The organism is Arthrobacter sp. Soil761 (genome assembly GCF_001428325.1).
Taxonomy (GTDB): Bacteria; Actinomycetota; Actinomycetes; order Actinomycetales; family Micrococcaceae; genus Arthrobacter.
Window position 1 is genome coordinate 128,292 of sequence record NZ_LMSF01000033.1, and the last position, 24,283, is coordinate 152,574.

Annotated in this window: 18 protein-coding genes and 2 pseudogenes; 11 read left to right on the forward strand and 9 right to left on the reverse strand. The window is 61.4% G+C overall.

The window, feature by feature from the left end; translation table 11 throughout:
• Window positions 1-311 precede the first annotated feature (311 nt).
• From pntB to ASG79_RS22835, 7 genes are all read right to left on the reverse strand, one after another.
• Window positions 312-1,790 (reverse strand): Re/Si-specific NAD(P)(+) transhydrogenase subunit beta, encoded by a 1,479-nt coding sequence (gene pntB / locus ASG79_RS22805; RefSeq protein WP_235509922.1) that lies wholly within the window; start codon window positions 1,788-1,790, stop codon window positions 312-314.
• Window positions 1,787-3,343: a Re/Si-specific NAD(P)(+) transhydrogenase subunit alpha gene (locus tag ASG79_RS22810; RefSeq protein WP_056394501.1), complete on the reverse strand. Its 1,557-nt coding sequence runs from the start codon at window positions 3,341-3,343 to the stop codon at window positions 1,787-1,789. Before ASG79_RS22810 ends, pntB begins: the two co-directional genes overlap by 4 nt.
• A 339-nt stretch (window positions 3,344-3,682) precedes the next feature.
• Window positions 3,683-4,630, reverse strand: coding sequence for a 1,4-dihydroxy-2-naphthoyl-CoA synthase (locus tag ASG79_RS22815; RefSeq protein ID WP_056394504.1), 948 nt, complete (start codon window positions 4,628-4,630; stop codon window positions 3,683-3,685).
• 110 nt (window positions 4,631-4,740) lie between these two features.
• Window positions 4,741-5,625 (reverse strand): pantoate--beta-alanine ligase, encoded by an 885-nt coding sequence (gene panC, locus ASG79_RS22820; RefSeq protein WP_056394507.1) that lies wholly within the window; start codon window positions 5,623-5,625, stop codon window positions 4,741-4,743.
• A gap of 262 nt (window positions 5,626-5,887) precedes the next feature.
• A complete protein-coding gene (locus tag ASG79_RS22825) occupies window positions 5,888-6,661 on the reverse strand; it encodes a FadR/GntR family transcriptional regulator (RefSeq protein ID WP_056394510.1) in 774 nt (257 codons plus the stop codon).
• Window positions 6,662-6,723: 62 nt separating this feature from the next.
• Window positions 6,724-7,506 (reverse strand): SDR family NAD(P)-dependent oxidoreductase, encoded by a 783-nt coding sequence (locus tag ASG79_RS22830; RefSeq protein ID WP_056394512.1) that lies wholly within the window; start codon window positions 7,504-7,506, stop codon window positions 6,724-6,726.
• Window positions 7,503-8,972 (reverse strand): aldehyde dehydrogenase family protein, encoded by a 1,470-nt coding sequence (locus ASG79_RS22835; protein WP_056394515.1) that lies wholly within the window; start codon window positions 8,970-8,972, stop codon window positions 7,503-7,505. The genes ASG79_RS22830 and ASG79_RS22835 overlap by 4 nt, the downstream gene beginning before the upstream one ends.
• Before the next feature lie 397 nt (window positions 8,973-9,369).
• Here ASG79_RS22835 and ASG79_RS22840 point away from each other — a divergent pair, with 397 nt between their 5' ends.
• Window positions 9,370-10,488: a 3-isopropylmalate dehydrogenase gene (locus tag ASG79_RS22840; RefSeq protein ID WP_056394516.1), complete on the forward strand. Its 1,119-nt coding sequence runs from the start codon at window positions 9,370-9,372 to the stop codon at window positions 10,486-10,488.
• 242 nt (window positions 10,489-10,730) lie between these two features.
• A pseudogene (locus ASG79_RS22845) lies at window positions 10,731-11,699 on the forward strand (IS481 family transposase).
• On the opposite strand, the gene ASG79_RS22850 reads toward ASG79_RS22845, so the two are convergent.
• Entirely contained in the window at window positions 11,696-12,352 is a 657-nt protein-coding gene (locus tag ASG79_RS22850) for a GntR family transcriptional regulator (protein WP_056394519.1), read from the reverse strand. The pseudogene ASG79_RS22845 and the gene ASG79_RS22850 sit on opposite strands and share 4 nt — an antisense overlap.
• A 649-nt stretch (window positions 12,353-13,001) precedes the next feature.
• Here ASG79_RS22850 and ASG79_RS24540 point away from each other — a divergent pair.
• Together ASG79_RS24540 and ASG79_RS24275 are read left to right on the forward strand one after the other, a co-directional pair.
• Window positions 13,002-13,313 (forward strand): annotated as a pseudogene (locus tag ASG79_RS24540) (NAD(P)-binding domain-containing protein); the annotation flags it as partial.
• A 63-nt stretch (window positions 13,314-13,376) separates the two neighbouring features.
• Complete coding sequence (locus tag ASG79_RS24275; RefSeq protein WP_056394526.1) at window positions 13,377-13,916, forward strand: DUF2520 domain-containing protein; 540 nt, start codon at window positions 13,377-13,379, stop codon at window positions 13,914-13,916.
• A 728-nt stretch (window positions 13,917-14,644) separates the two neighbouring features.
• Here ASG79_RS24275 and ASG79_RS22865 read toward each other — a convergent pair.
• Window positions 14,645-15,148 (reverse strand): Lrp/AsnC family transcriptional regulator, encoded by a 504-nt coding sequence (locus tag ASG79_RS22865; protein ID WP_056394529.1) that lies wholly within the window; start codon window positions 15,146-15,148, stop codon window positions 14,645-14,647.
• Window positions 15,149-15,578: 430 nt separating this feature from the next.
• Here ASG79_RS22865 and ASG79_RS22870 point away from each other — a divergent pair, with 430 nt between their 5' ends.
• From ASG79_RS22870 to ASG79_RS22900, 7 genes are all read left to right on the forward strand, one after another.
• Window positions 15,579-16,904 (forward strand): dihydrolipoamide acetyltransferase family protein, encoded by a 1,326-nt coding sequence (locus tag ASG79_RS22870; RefSeq protein WP_056394535.1) that lies wholly within the window; start codon window positions 15,579-15,581, stop codon window positions 16,902-16,904.
• 334 nt (window positions 16,905-17,238) lie between these two features.
• Window positions 17,239-18,453, forward strand: a complete 1,215-nt coding sequence (locus ASG79_RS22875; protein ID WP_056394538.1) for an acyl-CoA dehydrogenase family protein — start codon at window positions 17,239-17,241, stop codon at window positions 18,451-18,453.
• 87 nt (window positions 18,454-18,540) lie between these two features.
• Window positions 18,541-19,296, forward strand: coding sequence for an SDR family NAD(P)-dependent oxidoreductase (locus ASG79_RS22880; RefSeq protein ID WP_056394541.1), 756 nt, complete (start codon window positions 18,541-18,543; stop codon window positions 19,294-19,296).
• A gap of 35 nt (window positions 19,297-19,331) precedes the next feature.
• Window positions 19,332-20,549, forward strand: a complete 1,218-nt coding sequence (locus ASG79_RS22885; RefSeq protein WP_056394544.1) for an acetyl-CoA C-acetyltransferase — start codon at window positions 19,332-19,334, stop codon at window positions 20,547-20,549.
• A gap of 84 nt (window positions 20,550-20,633) precedes the next feature.
• Complete coding sequence (locus ASG79_RS22890; RefSeq protein WP_056394547.1) at window positions 20,634-22,154, forward strand: MmgE/PrpD family protein; 1,521 nt, start codon at window positions 20,634-20,636, stop codon at window positions 22,152-22,154.
• Between the two features lie 32 nt (window positions 22,155-22,186).
• A complete protein-coding gene (gene prpB, locus ASG79_RS22895) occupies window positions 22,187-23,092 on the forward strand; it encodes a methylisocitrate lyase (protein WP_056394550.1) in 906 nt (301 codons plus the stop codon).
• Between the two features lie 28 nt (window positions 23,093-23,120).
• Window positions 23,121-24,281: a bifunctional 2-methylcitrate synthase/citrate synthase gene (locus ASG79_RS22900; RefSeq protein WP_056394553.1), complete on the forward strand. Its 1,161-nt coding sequence runs from the start codon at window positions 23,121-23,123 to the stop codon at window positions 24,279-24,281.
• Window positions 24,282-24,283 lie beyond the last annotated feature (2 nt).

Consider the following 24,283-nt stretch of genomic DNA (forward strand, 5'->3'; position numbering starts at 1 on the left):
TCGCTGCGGTGGGGTCCTCACCTGTGACGACTCGTTTTCTTTTGCAAAACTCCACATGAACGCCCTTCCGCGTGAGCTTCTCAGTCCCTCGGGTTGCGGCTAACAGTTCGTGCTGTGATGGAGCAGAAACTCATGGCGGTAGTGGAGGCCGACCCATGTGGATGCGCAAACCTCGTCAATGTTGACATTTCGTCGGGGTGTTGGTTTTTCCTCTGCGCAGGAAGCCCGGTTCCTGCACGCCCGAGGGCGACGCCTTCTGACCGATGCCATTGGGAAGAACCCCGCGTCGGCACATATATTCTCTTCTCTCGTTAAAATGCGCGGAGGATGTCCTCGACACGTTGTTTGGCGTCGCCGAAGAGCATTTGTGAGTTCTCGCGGTAGAAGAGCGGGTTTTGGACGCCGGCGTAGCCGGCGGCCATGGAGCGTTTGAAGACGATGACGTTCTCGGCTTCCCAGACTTTGAGGACGGGCATCCCGGCGATGGGGCTGCCGGGGTCTTCGGCGGCGGAGGGGTTGACGGTGTCGTTGGCGCCGATGACGAGGACCACGGAGGTGTCGCCGAGGTCGTCGTTGATTTCGTCCATTTCCAGGACGATATCGTAGGGGACTTTGGCTTCGGCGAGGAGGACGTTCATGTGTCCGGGCAGGCGCCCGGCGACCGGGTGGATCCCGAACCTGACATTGACTCCGCGTTCGCGAAGCTGGTGGGCGAGTTCGGCGACGGGGTATTGGGCCTGGGCCACTGCCATGCCGTAGCCGGGGGTGATGACCACGGACGAGGCGTTGGTCAGCATCTCGGCGGTGGCTTCGGCGGTGATTTCCCGGTGTTCGCCCTGGTCTGTATCCCCCTTGCTGGCGGGTGCTGCGATGCCGAAGCCGCCGGCGATCACGGAGATGAAGGACCGGTTCATGGCCTTGCACATGATGTAGGACAGGTAGGCACCGGAGGAGCCGACGAGGGCGCCGGTGATGATGAGCAGGTCGTTGTTGAGCAGGAACCCGGCGGCGGCGGCGGCCCAGCCGGAGTAGCTGTTGAGCATGGAGACGACGACGGGCATGTCGCCGCCGCCGATGGAGGCGACCAGGTGCCAGCCCAGCCCCAGAGCCAGCGCCGTGACAACAACCAGCAGCCACAGCTGGGAGTCGTTGACATACCAGACAGTGAGTGTCACAAACGCGGCCAGCGCGCCGAGGTTGATGGCGTTCTTGCCCGGCAGCATCAGCGGCGCCGACCTCATCCGGGCCGACAGTTTCAGGAACGCCACGATCGAACCGGTGAACGTCACCGCGCCGATGAACACGCCGATGAACACCTCAGCGTGGTGAATCGCCATCAGGTCTGAAGACAGCGCGGGGGCTTCGAGATGCCCGTTCCAGCCGACCAGGACCGCGGCGAGGCCCACGAAGCTGTGCAGCAGTGCAATGAGTTCGGGCATGCCCGTCATCTCCACGACCCGGGCGCGCCAGAGCCCGATGGCGCCGCCGACGATCACCGCTACCAGGAGCAGGCCCAGGCCGGTGAGGCCGCGGCCGGTACCCCAGGCGTCCTGCAGGGTCAGCCACACGGTCGCGGCGAGGGCGATGACCATCCCGGTGATGCCGTAGACCACGCCCGCTTTGGCCTTTTCGTGTTTGCTCAGCCCGGCCAGGCTGAGGATGAACAGCAGGGCCGCGACGATGTACGCGGCGCCGGCGATGGAGTCGGCGGTCAACGGACCGGAGACGGTGTCAGACACGGTAAGGCTCCTCGTAAGTGTTGCTGCTGCTGCTTCGGTGACGGCGTTCATGAACGGACCTTCCCGGCCGAGAACATCGCGAGCATCCGCCGGGTGACGGCGAAGCCGCCAAAGATGTTAATGCTGGCGAGCAGCACCGCGACGGCGGCGAGGACCTGCATCACGACGTTGTCGGAGGTGACCTGCAGCAGGGCCCCGACGACGATGATCCCCGAGATGGCGTTCGTGACGGACATCAGCGGGGTGTGCAGGGCGTGGTGGACTTTGCCGATGACGTAGAAGCCGACCACGATGGAGAGCATCAGCACCGTGAAGTGCTGGGGCAGCGGCGCCGGGGCGACCGCGTTGATCCCGAACAGTGCCGCGATGCCGGCGGCGAAGAGCCCTGCCTTGCCGGCAGCGCCAAGGCCCTGTTTCTTCTTCGGTGCCGTAATTTCGGCGGCCGTTCCGGCGTCCGTCTTCACTGCGGGTGCGGCGGAGACTTGGACCGGGGGCGGCGGCCAGGTCTTCTCACCTTCACGCACCACGGTCACCGACCGCTGCACCACATCATCAAAATCGATCCGCAACACCCCGTCCTTCTCCGGGGTCAGGAGCTTGAGGAGGTTCAGCATGTTCGTCCCGTACAGCTGGGAGGCCTGGGCCGGCAGCCGGGCCGGAAGATCCGTATAACCCAGGATCACCACACCGTTGTCCGTGACCACCCGTTCGCCGGCGACGGAGCCTTCCACGTTCCCGCCCTGCCCGGCTGCCATGTCAACGATCACGCTGCCGGACTTCATACCCGCGACATCGTCGGCCGTGAGCAGCTTCGGCGCAGGACGCCCCGGAATCAGGGCGGTGGTGATGATGATGTCCACATCCGCTGCCTGCTCCGAGTAAATCTCCGCAGCGCGGGCGTTATACGCCTCGGACGTGGCTTTCGCGTACCCGTCGGAGGACTTCATCTCCTCGGCGACCTCGACCTTGAGGTAGGTCCCACCGATGGACTTCACCTGGTCAGCGACCTCGGGACGCGGGTCCGTCGCCCGGACAATCGCGCCCAGGCTGGACGCCGCACCGATCGCTGCCAACCCCGCAACACCCGCACCGGCGACCAGGACCTTCGCCGGCGGGACCTTGCCCGCCGCCGTCACCTGACCCGTGAAGAACCGGCCGAACTCATGCGCGGCCTCAATCACGGCACGGTACCCGGCGATGTTCGCCATCGAACTGAGGACGTCCATCGACTGTGCCCGCGAAATCCGCGGCACCGCATCCAGCGCCAGCGCCGTGATCGGACGGGCCGCCAACGCGTCGACCAGCTCAGGCCGCAGGCCCGGGCTCAACGACCCGATCAGTGTCGCGCCCACGGCCAGCCGGTCGATCTCCTCCTCGGAGGGTGGATTGATTCGCAGCACCACCTCACTGCCCCACGCCTCATCAGCACCCACGATCATGGCACCGGCCTCGGTATACGCCTCATCACGGAACGCCGCGGACTCCCCGGCGCCCTTCTCGACCACAATTTCGTAGCCCAACCCAAACAACTGCTTCACCGTGGTGGGCGTCGCCGCCACCCTCGTCTCGCGACCTAACTCGGCCACAATGCCAATACGTGTCACTTATTGCTCTCTCTAAGATGTGGTGTCGGGCCAATTCAATTTCGATTGCCGGGAGACAAGCCGGGGTCACTGTTTCCTAATGAAGCAGCACCCGTAATGGATCCGTCGCCGGGGCCGGCCCGGATTTCGGGGTGCCTGTTGCGAAGGGCATGCGTACCCGGCGACGGAATCTTATGAAGTCCTAAACGGTGGCGAGCTCTTTGGGGTTGTCTTCCCGCGGGCCTCGGTGAGGTAGCGAGGCGGACTGACATCTTCGCAACCCTTTCCCCGCTTCATACCAGGAGCGCTCCCACCGCCCGGCTCAAGGCATGCAGCTACATTGCGAAGACGTCGCCTGCCTTAGAAGTAGTGGGGGAAGCGGGACCAGTCGGGGTCGCGTTTCTCAAGGAAAGCCTCCTTGCCCTCCACCGCCTCGTCCGTCATGTAGGCCAGCCTGGTGGCTTCGCCGGCGAAGACCTGTTGGCCGGCCAGTCCGTCGTCGGCCAGGTTGAAGGCGAACTTGAGCATCCGGATGGCCTGCGGTGACTGCCGGGCGATGTCAGCCGCGTATTCCAGGGCCACTTCTTCGAGCCGTTCGTGGTCCACGGCCTCGTTCACGGCACCCACGCGGGCCATGTCCTCAGTGGAATACTCACGGGCCAGGAAGAAGATTTCCCGGGCGGACTTCTGGCCGATCTGCCGCGCGAGCAGCGCCGAGCCGTATCCGGCGTCAAAGCTTCCCACTGTGGCGTCGGTCTGCTTGAACTTGCCGTGCTGCCGGGAAGCGATGGTGAGGTCTGCAACCACGTGCAACGAGTGCCCGCCGCCGGCCGCCCAGCCGTTGACCACCGCGATGACCACCTTGGGCATGGTCCGCATCAGCCGCTGGACTTCCATGATGTGAAGCCGGCCGGCCCTCGCGGGGTCGATGGTTTCCTGGGTCTCGCCGTCGGCATAGCGGTACCCGTCGCGGCCCCGGATGCGCTGGTCTCCGCCCGCACAGAAGGAGTGGCCGCCGTCCTTGGGGGAGGGGCCGTTCCCGGTGAGCAGGACGGTGGCTACATCCGGCGTCATCCGGGCGTGGTCCAGTGCCCGGTACAGCTCGTCCACGGTGACGGGGCGGAACGCGTTGCGGACCTCGGGGCGGTTGAACGCGATCCGGACCGCGGGCAGGTCCTTGATGGTGCCGTCCGCGGAACGTTTCACCTGGCGATGGTAGGTCACGTCCTGAAAATCGAAACCCGAGACCTCGCGCCACTGGGCGGGATCGAAGACGTCAGATACTTTGGCGGGGATTTCGTTACTCATAGGTCCTTGGTTGTGTTGATCATGTTGATGGCGTTGGGCTGCCACGTAGATTTCGGGCAGCTGATATGAAGCCGAAAGATTCAGCTTTTGCCTTTTCCAAATGCCCGTGGCTAGGAGGTCTCAGGGAAACTGAGATGAGCATTGTCGATGAGGCGAGTAGTGCCGACTCTCGCTGCGATCAGGAGTCGTGCATCCGTACCGCCGCTGTACGGAGCGAGGCTGGCCGTTCGTAGTTCCACGTAGTCGGGAACCACATCTGGTTGCGCAGCCAGCGCTTCATGAGCGGCTTCCAACGAGGCGCGGGGTCCTCCGCCGGCGGCTGCTGCTGCCGCTTTCAGGGCTTGGGAGAGAGCGAGTGCAGCGGTGCGCTGCTCGAAAGTAAGGTAGCGATTGCGTGAGGACAAGGCCAACCCATCGGCGTCACGCCGAGTGGGCACGCCTACCACTTCTACGCCCATATTGAGGTCGGAAGACATCGATCGGACCAGGACCAATTGCTGGTAGTCCTTCTCGCCGAAGTAAATTCGGTCTGGCCTTACGATGTTGAGGAACTTTGCCACAACGGTGAGAACACCTGCGAAATGTCCCGGCCGGGTTCTACCTTCCAGCGCGTCGCCGAGCGGCCCAGGGACGATGGTCACTACGCCTGCACCACCTGACGGGTACATCTCGTCCACGCTGGGTGCGAAAATGAGATCAGCACCCGCCTCGCGGCTTTTAGCGACGTCAGCCTCCAGATCACGGGGGTAGCGGGCGAAGTCTTCATGGGGCCCGAACTGCAGCGGATTGACGAAGATCGACACCACCACGGAAGTCCGACCGTCGGAGCCGGCTTGGCGTATTAGTTCCTGATGACCGCTGTGGAGGGCGCCCATGGTCGTAACCAGCGCGACCGACCGACCTGCAGCGCGAAGCCGGGCTACGGCGGCGGCGAGAGAAGAGGAACTTTCGTGAACGGTGATGTGCCCCTCACTAGGTGATGCGTGCTGTTGCATTTTGGGGGTTTCCTTAAAGTGGTCGCGCCTGTTCCCTTCATCGCCTCAGCACCGTTGGTGCGATCCGTACAGCAGTGGGAATCAGGTCTGGCAACTATTTAGTTCAGGGTGGGATGTACCCGTCAAACTCGTGCCCGCAGGCAGGGGTCTTTGACGGTGCCACTCGCTATTCCTGACGGGCGAACTGAGCAAGTGGACAGCAGAATACGCGGCTCTTGGCATCCCCTGGCAGGAGTTCCGCAAGGGCAGGCAGGGCAGCCGGTTAGTTGCCGGCGTTCTCTGCCGGACGAACTTCATCGGCCAGAGACCGGAGCCCAGGCCGCTCCTTTTCCTCCACGTAATCGTAGTAGTACCAAAACAAGCCATCCCGGGTGAGCCACGATGCTAGGCGGCCATCTCGATGCCGAATCGCATGCAGTAATTCGTCATGATGCCGGATAGAAGCCAACATCTGTCCCCGGCTGTCTCCGGAATCGATGATGCGTTGCTGGATGAGGTTAAGGACGGATTCACGGACGGCCTCCCCGGAAAGCTCCAACAAAGGGTTGCCGCTTGCACGCGCCACGATGCGGTGAAAATCGAAGTCAGCCGCGCTGAAATCCTCATAACCTAACTCAACGCTGGCCCGCATGCGTGCGTTCGCGCGTTCCAGTTCCAGGAGTTCCGACTCGCTTCGCTTGGTTGCGGCGAGCACAACTGCAGCGCTCTCGATAATCATGCGGAACTGCAGCAAAGAAGCGAAGCCGACGATGTCTCCGGAAGTGAGCCTCGTCAATGATTTTTGTAAGGAGTGGGAACTGGCCGGGAGGACGACGGGCCCGCGGCGGTCGCCCAGGCGCGATCTGACCAGATGGTTGCTTTCAAGCAACCGGAGGGCTTCCCTGACCGTTGGGCGGCTGACGCCATATTGCTCCACGAGTTCCCGCTCGCTTGGGAGACGGTCTCCGGGTTTCAATTCGCCCGACAAGATAGCGCTCTCTACGCGGCCAGCGATCACCTGATAGGCGCGGCCGGGCTGCGATGGCTCGGTGTTCACGCTTCCGCACCTTCCTTTCTTTCCACCTTGGTTCTCAGACCTCCCGGTCTTGGGACTCTGCCCTATGAGGTTGGGGGATCAAACCGGCCGTCCACTGCTGTCCATCCGCCGTCAACATACAGTACCGTTCCGGTCACGTAGCTGGCCGCGTCAGAGGCCAGGTAAACGACTGCGCCCGTTAGTTCGCTCGGTTGGGACCAGCGCCCCAGCGCCCCCTTGGTGGCGTAAGCGTTGTACCATTCAGGGTTTGCCTTGATGGAATCGGTCAGAGGCGTGTCAACACATCCGGGTGCTACAGCATTTGCCCGGACGCCGGCCGGGCCAAACTCTGCAGCCGCTGTCCGGAGCAGTTGTACCGTTGCTGCCTTGGTGGCGGCGTAGACGCCTTGCCCGGGTTCGACCACCACGTGGCGCACTGAAGAGAACCCGATGATACTGCCCTTCTGCTGGCGGACCATGTTGGCGCCAAAGGCGCGGATGAGGTCAAAGCTGGACCGGACATTGAGGTTTACGACGCGGTCGTACTCTTCAGAGGAGTAGTCGAGCAGCCTCTTGCGCACGTTGGTTGCCGCGGTGAAGAGCAGTGTTTCGACATCTGGGTGATCGGCAGCGGCAGCGAAGACGGCATCGGTATCGAGAACATCGAGTTCGTACGCTTGGGCGTGCCCCCCTTCGTTCGCGATCAACTTTGCTGTGTGCTTGGCCGCATCTAAGTCTCGATCGGCGCAGATAACGTGGGCGCCATGGGCGGCCAACGCCAGCGAGGATTCACGGCCGATGCCGCTTCCGGCTCCCAGTACGAAGGACTTGCGGTCATCAAGTCGAAAAAGGTTGCTGTAGTTCACTTTGCGGTTCTCCTGTCAGGGCGAATAACGGCCATGCGGGTTACGGTCAGTTCTTCCATTGCGAAGCGGGGGCCTTCACGTCCTGTTCCTGAATCCTTGACCCCGCCATAGGGCATCGTGTCATTCCGGTAGCCGGGGACCTCGTTGACGATCACCCCGCCGACGTGGAGCCCGTCTATTGCTTGGTAGGCCTTGGCAAGCGAGGCTGTAAAAACGCTCGCTTGCAGGCCGTAGCGGGATTTGTTGACGAGGTCTATAGCTGCATCAAAATCGGGCGCGGAGCGAATACACACAACTGGCCCGAAGATTTCCTCATCCCAAACTTTTACCCCGGACGGGACGTCAACGAGGACGGTGGGTTCGAGAAGCCCATCCTTGGTTCCGCCGCCGAAGGCGATCTCGGCACCGTTGCTGACAGCTTCGTCAATCCATTCTGTTACCCGCCGGGTTGAGTCTTCATTGATGAGTTTGGCTACCCGGGTTTGTTCATTTCTGGGGTCCCCGACGACCACCTCTCCCATTCGCTCCACCACCCGTTTGGAAAGATCAGTGATGATGCTTTCGTCAGCAACGATGCGTTGGACTGATATGCATGCCTGCCCGTTGCCGTAGAAGCCGCCGCGGATGACGGCGTCGGCGGCTGCATCCAGATCAGCATCCGATGCCACAATCAGTGCAGCGTTGGATCCGAGCTCAAGTAGTACCTTGCGCGGGGCGCAGTCCCGCGCAATCTGGTGTCCGACAGCTGCAGAACCTGTGAAACTGACAGCACCGATCCGGGGATCGCTGGTAAGGACGCTGCCGACTTCCGGGCCGCCGGTGATCATCTGAACTATGTCCTCGGTGACATTCAAGGCCTGGGCGGACTGACGAATCAGGTGAACCAGCCATAGGGTCGACAAGGGTGTATTGGGTGCCGGCTTGCAGATCACAGCGCATCCAGCGGCGATGCTCGGTGCGATCTTGTGCGTGGCCAGTAGCAGGGGATAGTTGAACCCGGCGATACCGATGACCAGGCCAATGGGCTTGCGTGTCCAGTATCCGATCAGCCCCTCGCCGCCCGCCTGGATGTCCAGCGGGACCGTCTCCCCGTGGAGGGCGGAAATGGCCTCGGCCGCCGCGGCCCAGGTGAACAGGGTGCGGCTTACTTCCGTTCGGCAATCCACAAGCGGCTTGCCTGTTTCTGTCACCAGGAGCTGCTCGAATTCGGAGCGGCGCTGCTCAAGGGCCTCGCGGACATCCAACAACAGCTGGCGGCGGGTGGATGCAGGCAGCGCTGCGACCAGCGGCTGAGCGGTGAGGCCGGCATCGAGTGCTTTTCTGGCGTGGTCGGTTGTACCGACCGGGGCTTGCGCCACCTCGGAGCCGTCGTAGGGAAACGAAATGGTGGACGTACCGACGCCGTCGGTAACCCATTCTCCGGCAATAGGTAGTCCATTAGGGTATGGGGGTTTAAAAAGGCCCACTGTTCGGTCCACTCCTTCGGGGGTTCATAAATAGCCACTGGTAAGGCCGGTAGCTCCTAACAGGATGCGCTAGTGAGCAGTCTCACGTCAAGCGCAGCAGCTAAAAACCAAGTTGAGCGCGCCATCAAACGGTGCCTCGACCGCCGGAATCCTCACTGCAATGGTCATCGAAATGGCCATGACTGTTGACGCAAGTCGTTCATCTCGGGATACTAGAGCCTCTGGATCCAAAGCGGCCACGAGTCCTCAAAAATGCGAAAAGCCCGAGCAGGCCGCTTCCTTAACTGCTGCATCTCCTTGTTGTCGGACACCGGCGGAGCATCACCAAGACATGTCGTCCCGCGGGGACGACAAGCCCCGGCCCGACCTTAACCTCATGAATTAGGACGCGATATTCTTGACTACTTATGACTTGGCCATAATTCATGGCGACGGCATCGGCCCGGAGGTCAACCGGGAGGCTGTCAAAGCGCTCAACGCCGCGGCCAGCCGCTTCGGTTTTGGTCTGCAGACGACGGAATATCCGCTGGGTGCACAGGCATATCTCGAGACCGGAACACTCATCGACCCAGGCACCATGGACAGTCTCCGGGCCCACAACGCCATAATGTTCGGGGCCATGGGAGATCCTAGGGTAACCCCCGGGATCCTCGAACGGGGTTTGATCCTGAGGATGCGCCGCGAGCTTCGCCAGCAGGTCAACCTTCGACCCGTCCGTCTCTATCCCGGAGTCCCGACGCCAATCAAAGATCTCGACCCGGGGCGTTGCGATTTCGTGGTCGTTCGTGAGAACACCGAGGGCATGTATGTGGGCGGAGGTTCGACAGTCCATGCCGGGACCAGGAACGCGGTAGCTCTCCAGGAATCGATTAACACGGCCCAGGCCATCTCTGACGTCGTCGATTACGCCTTCCGGCTCGCACGGGCACGCCGCGGTAAGCTGACGCTCTGCCACAAGAAAAATGTCCTCGTCCACGCCGGCGAACTGTGGCAAAGCATCGTCAACGAGCACGCTGCCCAGTACGATGACGTCGAAGTTGACTACGTCCATGCCGATGCAATGTGCCAGCACATGCCGATGAATCCTGAGCGATTCGACGTAATCGTGACCGACAACCTCTTTGGCGACATCATCTCAGACCTGGGCGCCACCATCCAAGGGGGCCTCGGCGTTGCGGCCAGCGCCAACCTTAACTTGGATGGCACCGCACCCAGCATGTTTGAACCCGTCCACGGGTCCGCGCCTGATATCGCCGGAAAGGGATGGGCGAACCCGGCAGCGGCTGTACTTTCCGCCGCGCTATGCCTGGCATCCTTGGGCGAAGGCAAGGCAGCGCTGGCTCTGGAGAACGCAGCGGCTTCGGTACTCGGTGAACTCCCGGCCTTGGCCGGAGCGGGTATGGGGGCCACGACCGAGCAGATCGGCGATCGGATCGCTGAGCGAATCACGGACGAAACGGGCATAAGTTCCCAGATCGAAGAGACATCCATCATGACGGCGATGGCCGCGATCTGACCCCACACTGGTACAGCAGGCACCCAATCAAGATTTGGCGTGCCTGCTGTACAGGGCCAGAAGAACCAACCCGAAGGGTTTAGCCGTTAGGCCAGTCCGGCTACTACTCCGCAACCCACGGCGCTCAGCTAGGTGTATTGACCACAGACGTTGATGACGTTCGGCGTGGTTTGGTGACATGAAGAAGACCTCCGGGTGGATTGGGGCTTGTCTAGAGTCCAATTCCACGCACGGAGGTCTTCATGTCCCACCCTAACGCTCTTCTGACCCCTCGTGGGCGGCTGCAGCTCGCGCAATGTGTCGTTGATCAGTGCTGGAGTCTGCGCCGCGCCGCCGAACGCTTCCAGGTCTCTGTCCCGACTGCGGCCCGATGGGCGCAGCGCTACCGCGAGCACGGCCCGGAGGCGATGAACGACCGCACCAGCCGCCCGCATACCTCGCCCCGGCGCACGGCAACACGTACGGAGCGGCGGATCATCGCCGTGCGTGTGAACCGCCGCTGGGGACCGGCAAGAATCGGCTATCTGCTGGGCATCCACCCCTCCACCGTGCATCGCGTCCTGTCCCGCTACCGGCTGGCGAAACTGACCTGGCTTGACCGTGGCACCGGAAGGGTGATCCGCCGCTACGAACACGACAGGCCCGGGGACCTGATCCATGTCGACATCAAGAAACTTGGCCGGATCCCGGACGGCGGCGGACACCGGGTCCTGGGCAGGGTCGCCGGCTGGAAGAACAAGACCGGCACCACGGCCAACCGCAGGCCCGGCTACCAGTACCTCCACAACGCCGTCGATGACTATTCACGCCTTGCCTACACCGAGATTCTTAACGACGAGACAAAGGAAACCGCAGCAGCCTTCCGGGAGCGCGCCAACGCCTGGTTCCAGGCCCAAGGGATCACGGTCCAGCGGGTCCTGACAGACAACGGGAACTGCTACCGGTCCCGCACCTTCGCCCAAGCCCTCGGCCCGGACATCAAGCACAAACGAACCCGACCCTATCGCCCACAGACCAATGGCAAGGTCGAACGGTTCAACCGCACCATGCTGGAGGAATAGGCATACATCCGCCCCTACCGGTCCGAGGCCGAGCGTGTCGCAGCTTTCCCCGAGTGGCTCCATGCCTACAATCAACACCGAGCCCACACTGCCCTCAAAGGTCAGGCACCGGCCAGCCGCGTCACCAACCTCTCAGGTCAATACAGCTAGGCAGGCGCTCGTAAATATCCTGCTGTGGACTCCCGGGGAGCGCCGCTGCGGAGCTGATGGATCGTTTTCTCGATATGGTCCCTGGCGAGGCGCTCGGCCGTGACTCCATCCGCCAATTCGATCGCGTCGACAATTGCTGTGTGCTCATCGATGGCGCGAAGTGCACTGCTCGGCTCGATCATCGAAACGGGGGCAAATACCTGAGCTGTCATCCGAATTATGGAGGTCTGGGCAATCACAAACTCGTTGTTGGTCATCTGCGCGATCATTTCGTGTAAATCAACATTGAGCTTTGAATACCCTCGCGGGTTCCATGGGTCGACAGCCTTGCGCTGCGCAGCAATGACTTGTCTGAGGTCACGCAGGCGTGCAACCGAGACGTTCGCCGCAGCTAATCGCGCCGCCAAGCCATCGATCACAGCCCGCAGCTCGTAGGCAGCGAGCAAAGTCTGGACATCACCTGAAATGACTCTGACTCCCCGGCGCGCATCAGACTTGATCAGTCCTTCCTGTTCCAGCCGCCGCAGAGCTTCGCGCAGAGGCGTACGGCTCACGCCCAATTCCTCGGAGAGCTCCTCCTGCTTAAGCCAGGCCCCTGTAGGATACTGCTGCGAATAAATTCGCTCGCGCAGAAGCGCAGTGACTTCATCCACCAAAGGGACCTTGCGCCGAGCAGGAGCATCAACGAGGCCGTCACCGCGACCGCGCTGAATTGACTGTGAACCGCCCACCACCCACAACCTTTCGTCAACACAACCTTAGTCGAGCCAAAAAGAGCGTGGCGACCGGGCTTGAAACCAGTTACTGCTCCGGCGACCAGTAAACCAGCAACCGCACTGCCATTTCGCCACAACGTGCTGACCCGGACCGCACCGGCCTTACCTCTGGATGGGCTGTATTTCATGTCTTGCTCCTGCAGTATTGCATCTGAGGCCGCGATTCTAGCGGCTATTGACATGTTCCGATTGCCGCGGCACAGTGGAACCTAAGTCTCATCAAACCTCTGGATCCAAAGAGTTCAAATTTTCCCGTTTTAGGGCTCTAGAGAGGCTGCACCGCTGAGAATGGAGGATCGCAACGATGGCGTTTCGGCAGAACCGTAAGCCCGGATGCCACCCTCCCTCACACGGCCATGAACTGGCTGATGGGCTGAAACGCGCCGCCAACAACGAAAGAAGGTAACAGTGGCACTGATCACTGCCGCCGGTGTCCTCGACGGGACGCCGGAACTCGAACGAAGCACTATGCGCCCTTTAACCAGGCGCTTTCAGGAAAACTCACGCAAGTCCGAAGAGAACCCCCATGCATAGTCGTCACCAGCAATCCATTGGTCTGGTTGGAGCTGGCAAAGTCGGCATAGTTCTCGCAACGGCGTTGGTTCGCGCTGGCCACACGGTGGTTTCCGTGTGGGACCCGTCGCCAACTGCCATAGACGGGGCGCGGGAAACACTGGGGGACTTTCGGGCAGCGTCAACGGTCGCTGAAGCTACCGCCGGAGCCGATCTGGTACTTCTCGCCGTGCCCGATGACGTTCTGCAAGGCCTCGTCCAGACCTTGGCCGCGGAAGGAAACGACTGGCGCGGCGTCCATGTCGTTCACGTCAGCGGAAGATATGGGGCCGCTGTGCTTGGCCCCCTGAGCGAGCAGGGAGCCGCGGCGATAGCACTGCACCCGGCAATGGCTTTCAGCGGAGACCGGGACACCGAACTGGGCCGTATAGCCGGTGCCCGTTTTGCCGTGACTGCAGAGGACCGGATGACGGCAGAGAACCTCGTCCAGGACATGGGCGGGATCCCCTTCAAGGTCGACGAATCAGACCGGATCCTGTACCACGCGGCTATGACCCATGCCAGCAATCACCTGGTAACCCTGATTGTTCAGTCATCGGCCATGCTCGCCAGCATCTCGGTTAAGGACACAGCTGAAGTGCTTCGCCCGGCGCTGGCGGCAGCGCTGGAAAACGCGCTCATGCGAGGCACCGCCGGAGCTACCGGGCCAGTGGTACGAGGTGACATCGGAACGGTGACTGAGCATATCCGCGCCCTCTCGGAACGAATGCCTGAAATCCTCCCCGTGTACCGGGTAATGTCCCAGGCCGGAGCGGATATCGCCCTAACCGCCGGACGAATCTCCGAAGACGTAAAACAGCGGGTTGGGCAGGCAGTGGGCGTTCCCTCCAACGATTCCGAACCACAGCACGCCAGTGGTGGTTCATAAATCTGTGGCGATTCTCGCCGATCATCCGACGCCGGGCGACCCTATGATTTCCTGTCGGCATTGCAGCTAACTTCTAGGCAATACCGGGCGGAATGGGGACCCAGAGATGGAAGCTCCGGGAGCCGACACGTTCGGTTCGCAGGGCGGTTACAACGGCCCTGCCTCGGTCTCCCACGCCTGCCGCAATACTTAGCAGCCCTGTGGACGGATGTGAAACCAACCCCGAAAAAGTTGGGCGGCACCCGTTCTGCCTCCCGGTGGAGCGACGGCCGGGCGCCCAGAGCAAGGGCGCCTGGCCGCCCGAGCACAAAAACAGTGCACACCGATGCTAGCCACCTCGCCCAGTCGTCGTAGTGAGAACATCGATCCTGCATCACCCTGGTCTCATTAGGTGGTCGGGGCCGCGGCCGGCCCTCTCCGGTTTCGTCGTCGAAACGGAGATTCCAACCTCATAGGTCGACGGCCACGGGAAACTGCCTTACGGCGGCTCAGGGCCTGCCCGAAGACGGGCCACGAAATCTGGCTTCCAGCAGGCAGAGATTCCAAAAACATCACCCCCTGAAAGCCCCGACTGGGCACCGCAGAGATACGGACAGGGGGCCGCAACGGCCCAGCCGGCGTTGGCATCGCAGGCTTGCGGAAGGCCTTGAAACGGCGGACGCTTGGCATGCCGACCCTTCGCTGCAATCACGCGCATCTGCGCGCCTCGGCCCGGCAGGTAGAGCCGGTCAGTCGGGGAGTGGAGTAGAACGACCCCAACCTAGATCCCTTGTTAAATGGTCCAGCAGCGGCTGGACACGATAGGGGAGGGGGGTCGACACCGTGAGGGTTGTATTCGTGTGCCTGACACCGGGAATATCGACCATCCTTGCTGCGGCAGCTTGAAGCTCCTGAAGTGTTGCGGATGCCACTCTTACCAAGAGATCTTCCCTGCCCGCCTGGGTCGTTACCTCAAGAACCTCCGGGATCTGGCTGAGAGCTATGACGACGTTGCGCAGCTGCCGCTGATCGAGTTCGAGACCAACGAACGCCTGCACCGGGATGCCGGCTGCTTCTAGGTCAACAACCGGTCTGAATTTTTGGAGGACACCACGCTTCTCCAAACGTTGGAGTCGGGCCAGAACAGTGTTGCGGGAGATGCCCAACTGGGCGGCAAGGTCTGCGACGCCAGCACGGGCGTTGCTGTCGAGCCTCTTCAGGAGCTCCGAGTCGAGCCTATCGATACTAATCATTTCGTCCAGCTGAATCCCGCAAAGTTTCCCTCATCTGCCTCTGATGCTTAGTTAATTGCTTATAAGTTGACCATAGCCGCAGGCACATCTCAAGGTTATATATCAGATCAATCAGCACTACTGCCGATAGATAAGGAGGCACCCGTGTGTGAGGTTTTGGTGATCAGCCCCGACGCGAATCAGTTCCGTGAAGCGGACGGGGCGGTTAGTGGTAGCCCACGGGGCCTCCCCTGGCGCAGGAATCGGAGGAGAGATCGCGTCCCTGGCGCATAGCGCGGCATTCCATTCTTGGAGGCCCAGTGATCAGAGTCGCCGGGTACGTCACACCCACCCCCCCTCAAGCAGGCTGGAAGAAGAGTGGCTTCCCGGGCTGGACACAATCCTTGATGCGGTTGACCGCAGCTTCAACTACTAACGGACGAGATGAACCATGATCGTAAAACAATTCGCCCTGCCGGACGTGGGTGAAGGCCTCACCGAGGCAGAAATCATCACTTGGCTTGTCAAAGAAGGCGACCAGGTAACGGTTAACCAAGCCATCGTAGAAATCGAGACAGCAAAATCGCTGGTAGAACTCCCTTGCCCATTTGCAGGTGAAGTCAGCGAATTGCTGGCCGAACAAGGGGAAACGGTTGATGTAGGACGGCCAATCATCAGCATTGCGACTTCATCCCCTGAGCCTGCTGACGGATCCGACAGGCCAGGAAAGTCCCCAGAGTCAACAGCCACCGCGGATGAGGAAGATCCCAAACTCCTGGTCGGCTATGGAGCACGTGAAGTTCAAAGTAAGCGACGCCGCTCCCGAACGGTCCCCGGCGAAGTTAAGGATAGTCCAGCAGTTCAGCCCACTGCCGAAACCGGGCGCCCAAAGGCGAGCCCGCCGGTCAGAAAGCTGGCAAAAGACCTTGGTCTCAATCTGCATGCCGTCGAACCCACCGGGCCCGGCGGCATATGCACCCGCGAAGACGTGCTCCGGGCACACGCCAGTGACAATGGTTTCAGTGACACCCCGATTGGTACTCTGAAGGCACAGGTAAACCCGGGCGCTGGTGGCGACATCCGTATTCCTATCAAGGGGGTGCGGAAACACACTGCGGCTGCCATGGTGCAGTCTGCGTTTACAGCACCGCACGTCACGGAATTCGTTACAGTCGACATTTCACGGACGCTGGCACTGAAATCCGAAATAGGCCGCCGCAGGGAATTTTCCGACGTCAAGCTCACACCGCTCGCCTTCGTCGCAAGCGCCTTCCTGAAGGCCATTCAGCGGACGCCCGAGGCGAACTCGAAGTGGGATGAAGCCGCGCAGGAAATTGTCCAGTACCGCGAAGTCAACCTGGGCATCGCGGCGGCCACCCCGAGAGGGCTGATCGTGCCCAACATCAAGGGTGCCCAGTGCCTGGGTCTCGCTGAACTAGCGACAGCGATCGGTGACCTGGCCTCGACAGCCAGGTCGGGCAAGACCGAACAAGCGGCGATGACCAACGGCACAGTCACGATCACGAATATCGGCGTTTTCGGAATTGACACCGGCACACCAATCCTCAACCCGGGGGAGGCCGCGATCCTGGCAGTAGGAACAGTTCGTCGGACCCCCTGGGTCGTAGAGGACGAACAAGGCGAAAGAATCGAGCCTCGATCGGTCCTCCAGCTGGCACTGTCCTTTGACCATCGGATCATGGATGGACAGCAGGGCTCACAACTCTTGGCAGACACAGCCTCGCTCCTCAGGGAACCCGGTCTGGCACTGCTCTAAACCGCCCACAGGTAACACCCCAAGCCCCGGGTACGGCCGCCATCACAAGGCCGCTCCCTAGTGGCAGCTGACCGACCATCCCGATCGGATCGTCGGTTGAAGTCAGCCAACATCGACGCTCATTACGAACAGATGTGACGTCGGGTCAGTGGTGTGGCCGACGGCAGCATCCTTCGGCTCCACCAGGGCGAAGGATTCTGCCGCCGGTTCGTGGACAAAGATCCGGGCTAGAAGCTTTATCCCATCGAACTTTCAAGTCCATAGGCAAGCGCCCCCGTGGCCGTGCCCGAACCAGAACCGTCAAACAACAAACAAACGTCAGAGAAGAGGAACCATGCCGGTGCTCCAGAAAGGGCCCCCGCCTGCGTCCGCAGCGCCAGGAGTTCAGGACAATTTGCCGCCGTACCCCGAGGCGGACCTTCTTTACCTCTCGGGCCTTCTCACCGTAGCCGAGCAGGCCCAGCTCGCCCAGGCCCGCAACTTTTTCCAGCAAGAAGTACGTCCCATTGCCGTTGATTTTTGGAATCGAGCGGAATTCCCATTCGAGCTCCTGCCCAAACTGGGCAAACAGCAATTGACCGGACTGAATAGCCGTGGGCATCTATTGGCCGGACTGATCCAGATGGAATTCGCACGCGCGGATACTTCCGTGTCCACGTTCTTTGGCGTCCATGACGAGCTGTTCACCACAGCGATCCGCGAATTGGGCTCCGATGAGCATCGTCAGACCATGCTTCCAGACTTGCTGTCGCTCAAGAAAGTAGGAGCCTTCGCCCTTACTGAGCCCCTGCACGGGTCCGACATTTCCAGGCAGATGGAAACCACTGCAACCCGAAGCGGAGATGAATGGATTCTGAATGGGCACAAAAGATGGATCGGCAACGGTACCTTCGCGGATTACGTCCTGGTCTGGGCCCGCGATACAGCGGACGACCAGATTAAAGGGTTCATTGTCGAGAAAGGCACCGAGGGTTTCCGCACTGAAGCCATACCCAACAAGGCAGCTGTCCGCATTATCCAGAATGCCAACATCACTCTGGACAACGTCAGAATCCCGTTCACCAACTGGCTGCCAGGAACACGAACGTTCCGGGATGCCAACTCTCTCCTCCTTCACTCAAGGGTGTGGGTCAGCTGGCAGGCCGTCGGCCAGCAGTTTGCAGCATTCGATGTTGCGAGGGCATATGCGCTCCAGCGCAAGCAATTCGGCAAACCGATTGCTTCCTTCCAGCTCATTCAGGACCAACTGGCCCGAATGATCGGAAACGCAACCATGTCCCTTTCCCTGATGATCCAACTCGCACGCCTCACGGAGTCGGGCCTTCTAACCATGGACCATGCTGCGCTGGCAAAAGCAAGCTGCACAGAGCGGATGCGCAAGACCGTTGCTCTCGGTAGGTCAATCGTGGGAGGCAACGGAATCAGCACGGACTTCGAGATGGCGAAAATCTTCGCTGACGCGGAAGCCATCTACTCCTACGAGGGCAGCTACGAAATCAACACTCTCTTGGTCGGGCGGGCCCTGACAGGTATCTCAGCGTTCGCTTGACCCAAAGCCCATGCCATCCCCCCAATAACAGCCGCATCACCACCTGAACGGTCCCGGAAGCAAGCGCCCCACAGAGGAGCAATTAATATGGAGCTCAGCAATACTGCAGCAATCGTTACCGGCGGCGCGTCAGGTCTTGGCGCAGCCACCGCCCGGGTTCTCGCCGAACGGGGCGCAAACGTGTTTGCCGTCGACCTCGGCGACTCCATCGGAAAGAGTCAGCCGGTGAACGGCGTGGAGTACGTCGAGGCCGACGTGACCGACGTGGCTCAGATCCGTGACGTCGTTTTGAAAGCCACGGCCGACAAGCCCCTGCGGACAGTAATCAATTGCGCAGGCATTCTCCCCACAATGCGAATCCTCGGGAAAAGAGGCGTACATGACCTCTCACTCTTCGCAAAGGTCATCGAAGTCAACCTCGTCGGATCCTTCAACGTTCTCGCCTCCGCGGCTGAAGCCATCTCGCGCACAGACCCGGATGGGGATGGTCAACGCGGCGTAATTATCAACACGGCCTCCATCGCTGCCTTCGAAGGCCAGATTGGCCAAGCCGCCTACGCCTCGTCAAAAGCCGGCATTGTAGGCCTCACCCTTCCTGCAGCCAGGGACCTTGCCCAGTATGGAATACGGGTAAATGCCATTGCACCCGGCATCGTCGAAACCCCCATGATGGCCTCTCTGAGCGATGAAGTGCGTCAAGGACTTGCCGCCGGCGTCACCTTCCCCAAACGGTTAGCCCGCCCCGAGGAATTCGCTCAACTGGCGTTGTCAATCATCGACCACGACTATCTCAACGGGGAAATCATCCGGATGGATGGGGCCCTGCGAATGGCCTCCCGGTAGCCCCGCACATCAACACTGATTTCAAAGGACAAAGCATGCACAACAAGCCAACCCATGAAATACCCTCCCGCCCGGAGGATGTAGTGATTATCGGCGGTGCCCGCACCCCCCAAGGCAAGCTCAACGGCCAGTTGGCGGGACTGACCGCGGTAGAACTCGGTGCAGCAGCAGTAAGCGGAGCACTTGAAAAGGCCGGCATCGATCCGGGCCTGGTAGATGCCGTGGTGATCGGCCAGGTGGTGCAGGCAGGCTCAGGACAAAATCCGGCCCGCCAGACCGCACTAAAAGCCGGAATTAGCCGGAAAGTCCCTGCGACCACAATAAACAAAGTCTGCCTGTCCGGGCTTACCGCCGTCATAGATGCTGCACGCCTCATCCGCGCCGGTGACGCGGAAGTAGTAGTTGCCGGCGGACAGGAATCCATGAGTCGGAGTCCACACCTGCTGCCTGGCTCGCGCCAAGGATGGCTATACGGTGGCGGCAACTTGATCGATTCCCTCGTCAGCGACGGCCTCAGCGACGCACAGGAAGGCGTCTCTATGGGCCTCCTGACTGAACGAGGCAACCAGGTGCACGGCATAGGGAGACGCCAACAAGACGAGGTGGCAGCAGCGTCCCATCGGCGAGCTGCTCAGGCAGCCGACGAAGGAGTGTTCAAGGACGAAATCGTACCCATCACTGTTGACGGCAGGAAAGGACAGTCCCTGGTTCTTGATAGGGACGAACAGATAAGACCGGGCACGGACGTCGAGGGCCTGTCCCATTTACGTCCCGCCTTTGCCGCGGATGGCAGCATCACGGCAGGAAACGCCTCGCCCCTCTCCGATGGAGCTGCAGCCCTTGTACTCACAAGCCGCGCCAACGCCGAACGACTCCAACTCGAGATCCTTGCCGTCGTCAGCGCCCCGGGCCAAGTAGCTGGTCCTGATAATTCACTGCATTCACAGCCCTCAAACGCCACCCGTGCGGCGCTGGAACGGGCCGGGTGGACCGCAGAAGATCTCGACTTCATCGAGATCAATGAGGCTTTCGGCGCCGTTGCGGTTCAGTCGCTGAACGAATTGGGAATTCCCTTGGACCGCTGCAACATACACGGCGGGGCCATCGCTTTGGGCCATCCCATCGGAGCTTCCGGGGCGCGCCTGGCACTTCATGCCGCCAACGAACTGTTCCGCAGGGGGGCCGGCCGCGCGGCGGTCGCCCTCTGCGGTGGCGGTGGACAGGGCGAAGCGCTGCTGCTCTACCGGAACTAGCTCCCCCTCCTCCTCAACCAGATCGCGAAGTGTCACGCCTGCGCGGTCCAGAAGCCCGTCATCCGCAACCCTGAAAGAATCAACGTGAAAAACAAACACTCCGTCCGCGTATACAAGAGTGAAGAGAACCTTGCTCGCGAGGAGCAGCTGGCGTATAAGATCGCGGTGGTCGCTGCTGACCATGTAGAAGTCACACCGCTGGTGGCTGAGATGGTGATCAACCGGGTCATCGATAACGCGTCTGTGGCCGTTGCCTCATTGAACCGTGCCCCGATCGTGGCCGCCCGCGCCCAGGCACTGACCCATAGCCCCAGTACCGGCGGAAAGGGTGCCAAGGTCTTCGGCATCGGCGAACGGGTCTCGCCGGAATGGGCGGCATGGGCCAACGGCGTGGCAGTACGGGAACTGGATTACCACGACACGTTCCTGGCTGCCGAGTATTCACACCCGGGCGACAACATCCCGCCGATCCTGGCCGTCGCGCAGCACGTGGGTTCCAGCGGTAAGGACCTGATCCGCGGCATCGCCACCGGGTACGAAATTCAGGTGAACCTGGTCAAGGCGATCTGCCTGCACAAGCACAAGATCGACCACGTCGCCCACCTCGGCCCCTCCGCCGCAGCAGGAATTGGCACGCTGCTGGGCCTTGATGTCGAGACCATCTTCCAGTCTGTTGGCCAGGCACTGCACACCACTACGGCCACCCGGCAGTCACGTAAAGGCGAAATCTCCACCTGGAAGGCCCATGCACCGGCGTTCGCGGGGAAGATGGCTGTTGAAGCCGTGGACCGGGCGATGCGCGGCCAGACCTCCCCGGTGCCGATTTACGAGGGCGAGGACGGCGTCATCGCCTGGATGCTGGATGGCCCGGATGCTTCGTACGAAGTCCCGCTCCCCGAGGCCGGTGAGGCCAAGCGCGCCATCCTGGACACCTACACCAAGGAGCACTCCGCCGAATACCAGGCCCAGGCCTTGATCGACCTTGCTCGGAAGCTGCACAAGGACCACCCGGATGCCACCGATCCCGCAAACGTGAAGTCGGTGCTGATCAGGACGAGCCACCACACTCACTACGTCATCGGGTCCGGCGCCAATGATCCGCAGAAGTATGACCCGACCGCCTCACGGGAGACGCTGGACCACTCCATCCCGTACATCTTCACTGTCGCGCTGCAGGACGGGGCCTGGCACCACGTGGATTCCTACTCCCCGGAACGCGCCGCCCGGCCCGACACCGTCGAGCTGTGGCAAAAGGTGTCCACCGAGGAAGACCCGGAATGGACCCGCCGCTACCACTCCCTGGACATCAACGAAAAAGCCTTCGGCGGCTCCGTGGAAATCACCCTCACCGACGGCACCGTCATCACCGACCAGATCGCCGTGGCCGACGCGCACCCGCTCGGTGCCCGGCCGTTCGGCCGGGAGCAGTACATCCACAAGTTCCGCACCCTCGCCACAGGGCTCGTGGAGGAAGCCGAAATTGATCGGTTCCTCGCCGCCGTCGAAGCCCTTCCGCACCTGGGCCCGGGCGAGCTGGACCAGTTGAACATCACCGCAACCCCCGGCGTGATCAACCTCAACGACGCCCCCGCTGGCCTTTTCTAAGCTCTCTTTTCAAACCTCCACAGGGAGACCCCATGCTGTACTCAAAGACAACCCCGGAGCAGAAGCGCGTCGCACTGCGTGAGATGCTCGCCTCCGGGACCATCCAACAGTTCCCCGGCGCTTTCAACCCACTCTCGGCCCGGCTGATCGAGGAAAAGGGCTTCGCAGGTGTCTACATTTCCGGCGCCGTGCTGGCCAACGACCTCGGCCTGCCGGACATCGGCCTGACCACCCTGACCGAGGTGGCCACCCGTGCCGGACAGATTGCCCGGATGACCGACCTGCCCTCCCTGGTGGACGCGGACACCGGTTTTGGGGAGCCCATGAACGTCGCGCGCACCGTCCAGGAAATCGAGAACGCCGGTCTGGCCGGGCTCCACATCGAGGACCAGTTCAACCCCAAACGCTGCGGCCACCTGGACGGCAAAAACGTAGTCGATTTGGACACCGCCACCAAACGCATCCGTGCCGCCGTCGATGCGCGCCGGGACCCGAACTTCCTCATCATGGCCCGCACCGACATCCGCGCCGTTGACGGGCTCCAGGCAGCAAAGGACCGGGCGAAAGCACTGGTTGATGCCGGCGCTGACGCGATCTTCCCGGAAGCCATGCGTGACTTGCACGAGTTCCGTGCCATCCGCGACGCAGTGGACGTGCCGATCCTGGCCAACATGACAGAGTTCGGCAAGAGCGACCTCTTTGACGTAAACCAGCTCCAGGCCGTAGGCGTCAATATGGTGATTTACCCCGTAACCCTGCTCCGTAGCGCCATAGGCGCCGCGGAACGGGTTTTGGACACGCTCAAGCGTCTGGGAACCCAGGAGCTACGGGTCCCTGAAATGCTCACCAGAGCCCGCCTCTATGACCTGGTGGATTACGAGGCCTACAACAAATTCGATTCCAGCATCTTCAACTTCCAGATCCCTGACATCCGCTAATTCACGTATTGCAACGAAGGAGTTCAGCATGCCTGCTACAGACATCAGAAAAGGCCTCGCCGGCGTCGTGGTGGACTACACCGCCGTCTCCAAGGTCAACCCGGATACCAATTCACTGCTGTACCGGGGGTATCCGGTCCAGGAACTCGCCGCCCGGTGCAGCTTCGAAGAGGTCGCCTACCTCCTCTGGAACGCTGAGCTTCCCTCAGAAGGCGAACTGGCGGAGTTCACCGCTCGCGAGCGTGCAAGCAGGAGCCTCGATCCAGCTCTCAAAATGATCATTGATGCGCTGCCTAAGACGGCTCATCCCATGGACGTCTGCCGCACCGCAGCATCCGTCCTCGGCGCGCGTCATCCTCTGGCCGAGGACTCCTCACCCGAAGCGAACATGACAAAGGCCATTGACTTGTTCGCGGCCATGCCCGCCGTGGTCGCTTACGACCAGCGCCGCCGCCGCGGGCAGGATCTCGTGAACCCCCGCGATGATCTTGGCTACTCGGCCAACTTCCTTTGGATGAGCTTCGGTGAAGAACCCGCGGACAAGGTCGTAGAGGCCTTCAATGTCTCCATGATCCTCTACGCGGAGCACTCCTTCAACGCCTCCACGTTCACTGCGCGTGTAGTCACGTCCACACTTTCGGACCTGCATTCCGCCGTTACAGCCGGCATAGGGGCGCTCAAAGGTCACCTGCACGGCGGCGCCAATGAAGCAGTCATGCACACCTTCAATGAAATCGGCATACGCCCGGAGGAATCTCTCGACGAAGCCGCGGCCCGGGCCAAATCCTGGATGGAGGAAGCCCTGGCGCAGAAGAAAAAGGTCATGGGCTTCGGACACCGGGTCTATAAGAACGGCGATTCCCGCGTGCCCACCATGAAGATGGCCCTGGACAAGCTGATCGACTATTACGGCAGGCCGGAAATTTTGGGACTGTATAACGGCCTCGAAGAGGCCATGAACGAAGCCAAGGCCATCAAACCAAACCTTGACTACCCTTCAGGTCCGGCCTATCACCTCATCGGCTTCGACACCCCAATGTTCACACCAATCTTCGTCGCCAGCCGCATCCCCGGCATGACCGCCCACATCATGGAGCAGGCCGCCTCCAACGCCCTCATCCGCCCGCTAAGCGCCTACAACGGGCCCGAAGAGCGGTCGGTACCGGTTGGAATCCACACCCACTCCTAGTT